The following is a 12,598-nucleotide window of genomic DNA, read 5'->3' on the forward strand; positions in this document are numbered from 1 at the left end:
CGGCGGCGGCACACGCCGTCGGACAGGCCCTACCGGGGGCGGAGCCGTGGCGACTCGGCCCCGCCCCCGGGGTCCCTTCCCGGCCCTTCCTCAGCGGGCCAGCCTGCGCAGCGCCCGTCGGAACAGGTCCGGGGTGAACCAGCGCAACTTGCGTTCGGCCCGCTCCGCCCGGCGGCGCATACGGTCCCCCCGGGCCTGGGCCTGCGCGAGCTGGGCGCGCAACTGCTCCACGCTCTCGCTGTTCGCTTCCTGGTCTTCCTCCGGCCCCGCGACGATCCCGGTCGCGGATGCCCAGTGCAGCCCGAAGAGCTCCTCCACCACCCGGTCCAGGTCCCGGCCGACGGCCTCGGGCTCCAGACGGCGGGCCCTCGCGTAGGCGGCGGTGCGCTCCAACCGGAGCACCCCCTCCGCGGCCCGGGTGCTCCCCGGCAGAGGTGCACACAGCAGGCCGGCGTGGGTCCGGTTCGCGAGCTGGACCAGCTCGGCCAGCGCGTCCCGGGTCGGGGTCGGCCCCGCGCCCAGGTACAGCCGGAAGGGCACCCACGGGTCCGGGTCCGGGGCGGGTTCGGTGAAGCGGACCCGCGGGTCGCCGCGGAAGGCCTCCCGGACCAGCCGCAGGTCCAGCAGCTCCTCCTCCAGCACCGGACGACGCTCCCCGGTCAACCGCGACCAGGGGCCGCGCAGCCACAGGCGCAGGTCCGGGGTGGAACCGGCCAGCAGGGCCGAGGCGGTGGCGTCGACCTCCTCCAGGGTGCGGCCCTCGACGTCCACGACCACCTCCACGTGGGGGACCTCCCACTGGCGGTCGGGGCGTTTGCGGCGCAGGTGGAACTCGGGCACCCGGTTGGAGACGTAGGGCATCCGGAAGCGGGTCCCCGCGTCGCGTTGGGTCTGCATCTGGGACCGGCCCAGGTGCCAGCTGCTGGTGTCCAGGTCCGGGACGAACACCGCTCCCTGCTGGGCGACCCGGTACCCGAACTCGCTGTCACCGCCCAGGACCATCTCCCCGTCCATCCCGCCGGCCTCGTCGAAGAGGCTGCGGTGCAGGGAACCGGTGGCACCGACGAACACCTTGTACGCCTCGTGGTGGGCGGAGCGCAGTGCGTCCTTGCGTTTGATGAAGGACTCCACCCAGTGCGGGTCGGCGCCCTCCCGGTCGAAGAGCTGGTCCGCACGGCCCTCGCGCACCTCGGAGAGCACGTGTTTGGGGGTCATGGCGTCCGGGTCGAAGTCCACGAACATCTTGTGACCCATCACCACGACGTAGTCCGCCAGGTGGTGCCAGCGCATCTGGGACTCCACGTGGTCGCCGTACACCAGCATGTCGGCGTCCAGGCGCAGCACCACATTCCCCGAGGACGCGGCCACCCCGGTGTTGACCGCGTGCGCCGACCCCCAGCCGCCGGGGGCGGCGGGGATCAGGAGGGTGTTGTCGGGGCGGACCCGGGGCAGGGCGAGCGGTTCGGGTGAACCGTCGTCCACCACGACCACCTCCATGAGGTGGCTCGGGTAGGTCTGTGCGGCCAGCGCGGCCAGGACCAGGTCGAGCTTGTCCTGGTGGCCGTGGGCCGGGATCACCACGCTCACCGACAGGGTCGGCGTCCACTCCCCCAGCGGCGGCGGGTTCAGGGACGAGTAGTCGTTGCGGACGACACGGGGCTGGCCCGCACCGGGCGCCCCCCTGGCGTGCCGTTCCGTCCCGGACCGTTCCGCCTCCTGCGCCGGGGCGTTGTCTGAGGTGGTCACCGGTGTCCTCCCGAGTACTCGACGGTCCGGGCGGCCCCCAGCGGTTCGACCGCGCCCTCCAGCAGCGCGCTGGGGCGCCACCCGGACCACTGTTTGGTGTTCCTACGCAGGAAGTAGCCCAGGTCCGCGGCCCAGGTGTGGCCCTGGCCCGCCCGGCGCAGCAGATACCCCAGGCCGTGGGTGCGGTAGATCCGGCCGCCGTTGCGGCGCACCGCGAAGAGCAGTTGGCTGTCGATCGCCCGCGGCAGCGGGCGGAACCCGCCCACTTCCTCCAGGACCGAACGGTCGATGACGATGGTGCTGCCGACCACGTCCGGGGAGGGCTTCTCGGACTTGTAGCTCTGCCACACGGTCAGGTCCAGTTCCTCCAGGTAGACGAGGTCCTGGGTGATGCCCACCAGGTCCGCGCCCGAGTAGGTGCGGGCGAGCGCCATATCGGCGAGGTGGTCGGGGCCGTACCAGTCGTCGTCGTCCCACTTGGCGATGACGGTGCCCGAGGCGCGGTCCGCGGCCTCGTTGAGCACCGCCCCGAAGACCTGGTCGGCGGGCGCCTCGTACACGGTGATCTGCACCCCCGTGGCGGCGAAGGCGCCGATCGCCGACCGCACCTGCGGCAGCGAGGCGGGGAAACCGTGCAGGGCCAGCACCACCTCGAAGCGGACACCCCGTTGGCGGGCGATCTGGGCGAGCGCGAACCCGACCATCTCCGGTCGGCGGGTGCACAGCATCACCGTCATCCGGGGTTCGGGCGGCACCGGGATCCCGGCGCGGACCGCGAGTTCCCTCCAGCGGGCGATCTGGCCGTGGGTGCGCAGAGCCGCGCGGCGCAACCGGACGCTGTGTTCCTCGCGGGTGAGCGGGTCGCGCAGGTCCGCCGCCGACACCGAGACGAGCAGGGAGGCGAGTTCCGTGCCCACACCCGACGCCCAGGCAGGAACGGAACCGCTGACCAGGGGGACGCCCCCGGCGGCGAGGGAGGCGACGGCCCGTACCGCGGCGGCGGGTCCGCTGTGCCCGGACCAGTCCACCCGGATCCCGCGCAGGTAGCGGGTGTGGCCGAGGTCGAGATCGGTGACGGTCCCGTCGTCCGGGACGGCGAACAGGACCTTCTGCCCCTCCCGCACCACCGCTTTCCCGCCCCGGACGGTGAGGTCCCCCATGGGCCCCCCGGCCTTCTTGGTGAAACCGCAGGGGTTGACGGCGCGTTCGTCGATGGGCGCGATGGTGGTGACGGGGTCGGGCTCGCCGACCCTGACCGGGCGGCCGGCCTCCGAGGGCCCGGGGCGCGCCCCCGGAACGGACACCGCCGGGGCGTCAGCCGAGGTCAGGGACTCCCACGAACCGGATCCGGTGGTGGCCACGTCCAGGTGCGCCACGGCCGGGTCCTGCCACTCGGGCAGTCCGCTGCCGTCATCGACCCGTAGGACCAGGTCGGCGACGGGGGTGACCCGGCGCAACGGGATGGGGCCGGTGGCGGAAACCCCGGTGGCGGAGACGTCGCCGGACCGCCAGAGGGCCCCCTCCCGGCCGTGGACGGCCCCCAGGGGTACGCTCCGGGGTCCGCGTCTGCGCCCCCCGGTACCGCTGAGCACGTGGTCGAGGGCGGCCGCGGTCTCGACCGAGTTGGGAAAGTACAGCTCGCACAACCACCCGCGTTGGCCGACCCGGCGGACCCTCAGCTCCTGGAGTCCGTGCCACTCGTCGATCCCGGGCGGCGCCGGGACCAGCGGCCCCTGGTTGCCGGGAGTGTCGGCGACCGCCACGACCAGGTGCACGGCGGGCGGCAGGAGGGTGGCGGTGGTCAGGCAGCGGCGCAGGTCGGTGAGGCTGGCGGCGACCACCACGAGCAGACCGACCGCCTCCGGCTCGCCCTCTCCGCCCACCCCCGGCACCTCCACCGGGTCGCCGAGGCGGTGGGTGTCCAGGTCGAGCAGCCGGTCGGCCGGCCGCAGCCGGAACCCGGAGAGTTCCCTTCGGGTGGTCCGGTGGTCCCCCGTGTGGCACAGGACGGCGGGCTCGTCACCGCGGGTGCGCAGGGCCTGGCGGACGACGGAGGTGATCATCGGGCGACCTCGGGTGTGTTGGCTGAGCGGGACGGGCGCACGTGGGGGCGGGCCACTCTCAGAGCCCAGCGTAGCCAACTCGATTACGCTCGGTGATTTCCTGTGCTGGGCGTGTCGGGAGCGGGCGTTCTCCTGCGCGCCCGACACGCCAGCACGGGACGTGCCACCGACCGGTTCCGACGGGGGGCGGTCGCCAGTGCGCCCCGCCCGAACCGGTACGGCGTCCTCCTCAGCGGGCCAGGCGGCGCAGCACCCTGCGGGTCAGGCCGGGGGTGAACCAGCGCAGTTTGCGTTCGGCGCGCTGGGCCCGTGCGCGGAGGCGGTCGGCCTCGGCCAGGGCCCGGTCCAGACGCTTCTGGAGCACCTCGGGTTTCTCCGGGGGAGCGGACTCGGCCTCCGGGTCGGTCACGAACCTCTCCCCCGGAATCCAGTGGGTCCCGTGGGTCTCCTCGACCACCCGGTCCAGGTCCGCGCCGGTGGCCTCGGGCTCCAGGTGGCGTGCCCGGGCGTAGGCGGCGGTGCGCTCCAGCCTCAGGACGCCGTCCCCCCGGGTGGCGCCGGGCAGCGGCGCGCACAGCAGGCCCGCGCCCTCCCGGTCGATCTCCTTGACGAGGTCGCGAACGGCGTCGGGGGCCGGGGCGGTCCCCCCGGCGACGGTCAGCCGGAAGGGCACCCGCGGGTCGCGGCCGGGTTCGGTCCCGGCGAACCGTACGCGCTGGTCGCCGCGGAAGGTCTCCCGGACCAGCCGCAGGTCGAGGAGGTCCTCGTCGAGCGGGGACCGGCGCTCCCCGTCCAGCCGGGACCAGGGGCCCAGCAGCCACAGGCGCAGGTCCGGGGTGGAACCGGCCAGCAGGGCCGAGGCGGTGGCGTCGACCTCCTCCAGGGTGCGGCCCCCGGTGTCCAGGACGACGTCCGCCAAGGGGACCTCCCACTGGCGGTCGGGGCGTTTGCGGCGCAGGTGGAAGTCGGGCACCCGGTTGGAGACGTAGGGGAGGCGGTAGCGGGTCCCGGCTTCGCGACGGGTCTGCATCTGGGACCGGCCCAGGTGCCAGCTGCTGGTGTCCAGGTCCGGGACGAACACCGCGCCCTGCTGGGCGACCCGGTAGGCGAACTCGGTGTCGCCGCCCAGGATCAGGGCGGCGTCCAGGCCCCCTGCGGCGTCGAAGAGGCTGCGGTGCAGGGAACCGGTGGCGCCGATGAACACCTTGTAGGACAGCCGTCCGGCGGTGCGCAGCCGGTCGTGCTGGTTGATGAGGCGCTCCACCCAGTGCGGGTCGGCGCCCTCCCGGTCGAAGAGCTGGTCCGCACGGCCCGCCGCGACCTCGTCGTGTACGTGTTCGGGGGTCATGGCGTCCGGGTCGAAGTCCACGAACATCTTGTGGCCCAGGGCGACCCCGTAGTCCACCAGGTGGTGCCAGCGCATCTGGGACTCCACGTGCTCGCGGTAGACGAGCATGTCGGCGTCCAGGCGCAGCACCACCTGGCCGGAGGACGCGGCCACCCCGGTGTTGACCGCGTGCGCCGACCCCCAGCCGCCGGGGGCGGAGGGCAGGATCCGGGTGTTCTCCGGGCGGACCCGGGGCAGGGCGAGCGGTTCGGGTGAACCGTCGTCCACCACGACCACCTCCATCAGGTGCGCGGGGTAGCTCTGCCCGGCCAGGGAGGCCAGGACCAGGTCGAGCTTGTCCTGATGGCCGTGGGCCGGGATCACCACGCTCACCGACAGGGTCGGCGTCCACTCCCCCAGCGGCGGCGGAGTCAACGGCGCGTAGTCGTTGCGGCGCAGCCTGGGCTGGGCGCCGAAGTCCACCTCGCCGGAGGGCAGCGGGTCCCCCGGGGTGAGGATCCGCCCGGAGGCGGGAACGGTGTGTTCTTCGGTACTGGTCAAGGGTGTCCCCCCGTGTGCTGTGTGGCGCCGACCGGCTGTTCCTGGGCGTTTCCGATCCCCAGCGGGGCGGGTTCGCCCTCCAGGAGGGAGCTGGGACGCCAGCCGGACCACTGTCGGGCGTAGTTGTGCAGGAAGTAGGCCATGTCCTCGGACCAGGTGTGTCCGCCGCCGGTGCGGCGCAGCACATAGCCCAGTCCGTGGGTGCGGTGGACGCGGCCGCCGCCGCGGGCGACGGCGATGAGCAGCTGGGTGTCGATGGCACGCGGCAGCGGCCGGAACCCTCCGGTCTCCTCCAGGACCACGCGGTCGGTGAGGATCGTGCCCCCGGCGATGAAGCGGGTGGTGGTCTCCGACTCGCGGCTGCGCCACACGGTCAGGTCCACCTCCTGGAGGAAGACGAAGTCCTGGCCGGTGCCGACCAGTTCGGCCCCGGAGTAGGTCCGGGCCAGGACGAGGTCGCTGAGGTGTTCCGGGCCGTACCAGTCGTCGTCGTCCCACTTGGCGATCAGGTCGCCGCAGGCGCGGGCCACGGAGTCGTTGAGCACCGACCCGAAGACCTGGTCAGCGGGCGCCTCGTGCACGGTGATGGGCAGACCGGTGGCCCGGTAGGCGTCGATGGCGGCCCGCACCCGGGGCAGCGCGGCGGGGAAGCCGTGCAGGGTGAGGACGGTCTCCAGGTCGACGCCGCGCTGGCGGGCGATCTGGGCGAGCGCGAACCCGACCATCTCGGGGCGGCGGGTGCACAGGATGACCGAGATCCGGGGCCCGGCCGGGACGGGCACGCCCGCCTCGGCCGCCAGGGCGCGCCAGCGGGAGCGCAGACCGTGGGTGCGCAGGGCGGCTCGGCGCAGCCGGACGCTGTGTTCCTCACGGGCGAGCCGGTCGGACAGGTCGGCCTCGGCGGCGTTGGCCAGGAGCTCGGTGAGCGGCCGCCCCAGGCCAGCGGCCCAGGCGGGGACGGGGTCGCTGACCAGGGGCACCCCGCCTGCGGCCAGCGAGGCCACGGCCCGCACGGCGGCGCGGGGTCCGCTGTGCCCGGTCCAGTCGACCCGGACCCCGCGGAGGTGGCGCAGGTGGGCGAGGTCGACGTCGGTGACGGTCCCGTCCGGGGCCACCGTCACCAGGTCCTTGCGCCCCTGCCTGATGACGGCGCGGTCGCCGTGCAGGGTGAGCTCGCCGAGGGGGCCGTTCTCGGCCTTGGCGAAACCGGTCGGGTTGACGGTGGTCTCGTCGACGGGCGCGATCCGTTGGACGGGGTCGGTGCTCGTGTGCGCCGCGCGGACGACTGCGGTGTCGGCGATGCCGGCCGCACGGGTGTGGCCGTCCGGTCCGGTGAGGCCGTCCCAGGAGTCGGTGTCGGTGCTCGTCCGGTCCAGGGCGGGCACCGCCTCGTCGGTCCAGGCGGGCGGGGTCTCGTGGTCGTGCAGCCGCAGCGCGAGGTCGGCCACCGGGGTGACCCGGCGCAGCGGGACCGGCCCCTGGGCCGCCACACCGTGGGCGCCCGTGTCGCCGGGGCGCCACAGGGCCGCCTCGGTTCCGTTCAGGGCGGCCAGGGGTGCCAGGGCGGGGCCTCGGCGGCGCCCCCGGGTCCCGTGCAGGACCGCGTCCAGCACCGGGGCGGTCTCGATGGCGTTGGGGAAGAAGAGTTCGCACACCCAGCCCCGGCGGTCCACCCTGCGGACCCGCAGTTCCTGGAGGTCGCGCCACTGCCCCATACCGGGGCCGACCGGGACCGGCGGCTCCTGGTGGCCCGGGGTGGCGACCAGGGCCGCCACCACGTGTACGGCCCGGGGCAGGTGGACGGCAGAGGTGAGGACCCGGTTGAGGTCGGTGGTGGTGGCCGCGACCACTGCCACCAGGCCGGCGACCCGGTCGTCGTCGAACACGGGCTGCCCCGGCGGTTGGGCGTCCAGGTCCAGGAGCAGGTCTCCCGGGGCCGTGGGCAGCCCGGCCAGGTCGGCCCGGGTTTCGGCGCCGGTGTGGCAGAGCACCGCCGGTTCGCCGCCGCGGGCGCGCAGGGCATGCCGAAGGACGGTGGTGATCATCGGTGGGCCTTCACTGTCGGTGGCGGCTGGTGCGGCCGCCGGGACGGGTTCGGGGCGGGATGGGGCGGATCGGGGTCAGTGGTTCCGGCGGGTGAACACGTGGGCGCCCTTCTCCGCGGGCTCCTCGGTGCGGTACAGGGAGTGTTCGGCGACCCAGCGGTCGCCGAGCGCGCGCTCGTCCGGTCGGTCCGCGTCGTCGAGGACGACCACGGCGTCGGCGGTGCAGTGCGGCAGGAGGGCGGGGACCGCCGGGTGGCGGGCCTGCTTCCCGGTGGCCTGGGGCGGACCGTCGACGAACAGCAGGCCGATGCCGTCCAGGTCGCTCAGGCGGGAGAGGTCGTACCACAGGGGTGCGGGTTCGCCGGGGCCGTCGGGGACGGGGCCGAGGAGTTCGGGCTCGACCTCGGTGAGCGGGGCGTGCCGGACCTCGACGATGTCGTCGAGGCCGTGCGCGGCGACCAGGTCCCGGCTGATCTCGGCGTACCGGGCCTCGTGCTCGATCGCGACGAGCCTGCCGCGGCCGGCACGGCGCAGCGCGTAGCCGATCCACACGCTGGAGGCCCCGCTGCCGCACTCCACCACCAGCTCGGGACGGTGCCGGTCGATCAGCCGGACCAGCAGGCGCAGGACGTCCGGGGAGGCGGCCCAGCCGCGCAGGGGCGGCATGAACGGGGCCACGTCCAGGTGTGCGCGCAGTTCGGTCCAGGCGACCTGCTGTTCGTAGTCGTGGCGTCCCTGCACGGTGACGGCGTGCCGGATCTCCCGGCTGGCTTTGGGCAGGGCGTGGTCCTGGAGGCGGGCGAGGCAGTCGCGGACACCGCTGAGGGATCGGGTCATCTCCAGGCGGTCCTGGCCGAGCACCTCGGTGACACGGTGGGTATGCGCGCTGACGCTGGTCGACAGGGCGCGCACGGAACGGTTGAGCAGCCACAGTCCCGCGCCGAGAGCGCACACCAGCCCGCCGAGCAGGAGCAGGGCGGTGACGATCGCGGCCTCCGCCCAGCTCAGCACGGCCAGCGCGCCCAGGGCCGTGGGGACGGCGAGCAGGGCGAGGCCGAGAACGGCACCGGTCGCCAGAAGCGGCCGGGCTCTGCGGCGGAGTGTGCGCACGGGGGAACCTCCACGGGGGTTACGTGGCAGTGGATTCGGGGGGAGTCCCGGGCTTTTCGTGAAAACCCCGGGCGCTTTCGACACTAACTCCTCAAAGCAGGCACCGGGCCTTTCGCCGGGGAAATCAAAACCCGCGTGGGGATCAATTCCACCGGCGTTCACCGACGCATCACCGAAGTGTCATTTGCGGTGGTCCCTTCCCCGGTTTCCGGTGAATTCCCCGCCCGGGCCGGGTCACCTGGCGGACCGGTTCACCGACCGGGACGGTTCACCAACCGGTGGCTCCGATCAGGGCCTCCTCCATCACCGGGGCGAGGGTGGCCGCGTAGGTCGCGGTGATGTGCGAGTGGTCCCAGTACACCAGGACGTTGCCGACCACCGCGTCACAGGAACCGCCGGGACACACGTGTTCGGTGAGATCCAGGAGGGTGACGTTGGGCGGCAGTTGGATCCGGGTCGCGGGGTCGGTCTCCGCCTGGCTGGCCGTCACCGGGGAGGTGCACTGCTCCGGCGGGCCCGCCTCCACGCACTCGGCACCCTGGTAGGGGAGCCGGGGCAGGTCCCGCAGACCGATCACCTCGATGCCCAGCTCGTCGAGCCACTGCCACACCTCCAGGTAGCCGTCGTGCACGGTCTCACCGTGGAGGGTGGCACGGGTGGACGAGGTGAGGACGGCGTCGGGACGCAGTTCCGCCAACTCGGCGAACGCGTTCTCCTTCCACCTCTGGCACTCCTCGAAGACCGCGTCGTCCCGGTGGGCGGTGTCGGTGCTGAACTGGCACCCGCTCTTGGTGAAGGAGACCAGGCGCCACCCCCGGGCCTGCGCCGCGGCGGCCACGGCCGGATACCAGTGCGCCACCCGTGAGGCGCCGACCAGGGCGAGCGTGTGTTCGGCGCCGACGGGGCCGGTGTCGCAGACGCCCAGCTCCTTTGACACGAGGCCCACGTGGCAGCCCTGTTCGTGGTGCCAGGACAGGTCCTGTTTGGCGTCGGCCGGATCCGGGCGTACCGGGGCCTCGGGGAGTACCTCCAGCAGCGCCGGCTCGGCGACCGCCCCGGCTCCCGGATAGTTCTCCGGCACGACGGCCGCCGCCCGCCCCGCCCGCTGCTCCTCGATGCGGTCGGACCACAGCAGGGAGGCGGCCAGGACCGGGGTGATCAGGGCCGCGGCGATCCCCGACGACCAGCCGGGGGCGCGGCGGTTCTGCCGGGTGGAGCGGTCCAGGCCGCCCTCGACCAGGCGGTGGGTCAGCCAGGCCAGGGACAGGGAGAGCGCCAGGACCCCCAGGCCGCCCAGTGGGGTGGCCAGGGAACGGTCGGCGGCCTCCAGGTAGCAGACCAGGACCGGCCAGTGCCACAGGTACAGGGGGTAGGAGAGCTTGCCGAGGGCGGTCAGGGGCTTCCAGGTGAGCAGCCGGTCCGCGCCGTGGCGGCTGCCCGTGGTCCCGGCCAGGACCACCAGGGTCGCGGCGAGGGTCGGCCACAGGGCGGCGTACCCGGGGAAGAGCGTGGACACCGGAACGAGCAGCCCGCAGGAGACCAGGGCCGTCAGCCCGAGCCAGCCCAGGAGGACGCGCAACCGCACGGGCAGGTGCACTCGGTGGATGACCAGGGCCAGGATCGCGCCCAGTGCCAGCTCCCACAGGCGGGCGCCCGTGTCGAAGTAGGCCCAGGCCTGGTCCCGGGCGGTGACGGACACCGAGTAGCCCAGGGACAGGGCGAACACGGCCGTGACCGCGACCAGGACCGCCATGCGCAGGGGCATCCGGGCCCGGACGGCCACGAACGCCGCCAGCGCGACCAGGACCGGCCACAGCAGGTAGAACTGCCCCTGCACGGACAGGGACCAGAAGTGCTGCACCGGGCTGGCCGCCGCCTCCCGGGCCAGGTAGTCCACCGCGTTGCCCGCCAGGATCCAGTTCTCGTGGTAGAGCGCGGCGGCACGCACCTCGTCGAGGATGTCCGGCCAGCGCGGGCGGGGCAGCCACAGGTACGTGGCGGCCATCGTCGCGACCAGGACCACGGCGACGGGGGGTACCAGGCGCCGGGCCAACCGGATCCAGAACGCGGCGAAGCGGACGCGGCCCTCGCGTTCGACCCCGCGGACCAGCGAACCGGTGATGAGGAACCCGGTGAGCATCAGGAAGACGTCGACGCCGCCGGAGACCCGGCCGAACCAGATGTGGTAGACGGCCACGAGGAGGACGGCGACGGCGCGCAACCCCTCGATCTCGGGCCGGAAGCCCCCTCCGCCGCCCTTCGCGCGTACGGTCTCGGGAACGGAGGGGATGGCGGGCGCCTCGGTGACGGGGAGCCTGGAGGAAGAGATGTGCATGAGCGGCGACGGCCTCGGAGAACTAGGGAGACTTTTCACCGAACGAGGCTTTTGCACGGGTTCCGCAACTCGAATTCGGCGCCGCGTTCTCGCCGCCCCGATGCCCGGGCGGTGAATGGCGGACCAACACCCGAGAAACGCCTCCCGGCGCCCCGGAGCATTGGCGAACGTTCCGACCAAACCAGGGGGCGTTCGGCGAGCACACCCTAGGACCGCCGACCGGAAACTCCTCGGATGCGGCACCGCTTGGGAGGTTCAGTACGAAGCAGGACGATTGGGCGGCCCGACCGGCGGGAAGGGACGGGAGGGGCCGGGGCGCCACGGGGATGGAGCACGATCGCGGCGGTGAGCGCCGCAGGGTGTCCGGCTCGCGCCGCAGGACCGGTCCCGCCGACGGGCCGCGGACCGTTTATTCCCGGACCGGGATGTAAAGAGCCTGACATCGGGTCTGCGCCCGCTTGGCTGATAGCTTGCTGCCTAGAGCGATCCCATCGCTGGTAAGCCCGACGAATCGCGTCATTGGAAAGGTGCGTCAGAGATGTCTGCGCCATATTCGCTTCCTGAACTGCCCTACGACTACGCGGCCCTGGAGCCGTGGATCTCCGGTCAGATCATGGAGCTGCACCACGACAAGCACCACGCCACCTACGTCGCCGGTGCCAACAGTGCGCTGGAGAAGCTGGCGGAGGCCCGCGAGTCCGACGACTTCGGCACCGTGCCCATGCTCCAGAAGAACCTCGCGTTCCACCTGGGCGGCCACGTCAACCACTCCGTCTTCTGGAAGAACCTCTCCCCGGACGGTGGCGACAAGCCCGAGGGTGAGCTGGGCGCCGCCATCGACGACCAGTTCGGCTCCTTCGACGCCTTCCGCGCGCACTTCAACGCCGCGGCGACCAGCATCCAGGGTTCCGGCTGGGCGATCCTGGCCTGGGACGCCCTGGGTCAGCGTCTGATCATCGAGCAGCTGTACGACCAGCAGGCCAACATCGCCATCGGCACGCAGCCGCTGCTCATGCTGGACATGTGGGAGCACGCCTTCTACCTCCAGTACAAGAACGTCAAGGGCGAGTACGTCAAGGCGTTCTGGAACGTGGTCAACTGGGCCGACGTCCAGGAGCGCTTCGCCGAGGCCCGCAAGGTCCAGCTCGGCTAGCGTGCCCGGTTCTCCCGGATAGGCCGGAGCCCCCGGGCCCCGACCGCTCCGGCAGACCGGAAACGGCGGAGGGCGGCACCACGTGCGTGGTGCCGCCCTCCTCTTGTTCTCCGCCCCCACCTCGGTGATCTTGCTACCAGGGGCGATTTCGGCGCTTGGGGTCAAGTGGTTGTTGCAACGAGGAACTCGTTGAGGACCTCGGCCGGGGTAGCCCAGCCCAGGGTCTGACGAGGACGGCCGTTGAGCTCAGCGGCCACC

General features: G+C 73.0%; 7 protein-coding genes. 1 reads left to right on the plus strand and 6 read right to left on the minus strand.

The window, feature by feature from the left end:
- Positions 1-90: 90 nt before the first annotated feature.
- The 6 genes from IE195_RS24815 to IE195_RS24840 all read right to left on the minus strand — a co-directional run bounded on the left by IE195_RS24815 (position 91) and on the right by IE195_RS24840 (position 11,187).
- Positions 91-1,746: a glycosyltransferase family 2 protein gene (locus IE195_RS24815; protein WP_191275915.1), complete on the minus strand. Its 1,656-nt coding sequence runs from the start codon at positions 1,744-1,746 to the stop codon at positions 91-93.
- Complete coding sequence (locus IE195_RS24820) at positions 1,743-3,809, minus strand: glycosyltransferase family 2 protein (protein ID WP_191275917.1); 2,067 nt, start codon at positions 3,807-3,809, stop codon at positions 1,743-1,745. The genes IE195_RS24815 and IE195_RS24820 overlap by 4 nt, the downstream gene beginning before the upstream one ends.
- A 229-nt stretch (positions 3,810-4,038) precedes the next feature.
- Positions 4,039-5,697: a glycosyltransferase family 2 protein gene (locus IE195_RS24825; protein WP_191275919.1), complete on the minus strand. Its 1,659-nt coding sequence runs from the start codon at positions 5,695-5,697 to the stop codon at positions 4,039-4,041.
- Positions 5,694-7,742 carry a glycosyl transferase family 2 gene (locus IE195_RS24830; RefSeq protein WP_191275921.1) on the minus strand — a complete coding sequence of 683 codons (2,049 nt, stop codon included), beginning with the start codon at positions 7,740-7,742 and terminating at the stop codon, positions 5,694-5,696. Before IE195_RS24830 ends, IE195_RS24825 begins: the two co-directional genes overlap by 4 nt.
- A 75-nt stretch (positions 7,743-7,817) precedes the next feature.
- Complete coding sequence (locus IE195_RS24835) at positions 7,818-8,852, minus strand: O-methyltransferase (RefSeq protein WP_191275923.1); 1,035 nt, start codon at positions 8,850-8,852, stop codon at positions 7,818-7,820.
- Between the two features lie 268 nt (positions 8,853-9,120).
- Positions 9,121-11,187, minus strand: coding sequence for an acyltransferase family protein (locus tag IE195_RS24840; protein ID WP_191275925.1), 2,067 nt, complete (start codon positions 11,185-11,187; stop codon positions 9,121-9,123).
- Between the two features lie 538 nt (positions 11,188-11,725).
- Here IE195_RS24840 and IE195_RS24845 point away from each other — a divergent pair.
- Positions 11,726-12,340 (plus strand): superoxide dismutase, encoded by a 615-nt coding sequence (locus tag IE195_RS24845; RefSeq protein WP_191275927.1) that lies wholly within the window; start codon positions 11,726-11,728, stop codon positions 12,338-12,340.
- The last annotated feature ends 258 nt before the right edge of the window (positions 12,341-12,598 follow it).

It is taken from the genome of Nocardiopsis terrae (assembly GCF_014651695.1).
GTDB classification, from domain to species: domain Bacteria; phylum Actinomycetota; class Actinomycetes; order Streptosporangiales; family Streptosporangiaceae; genus Nocardiopsis; species Nocardiopsis terrae.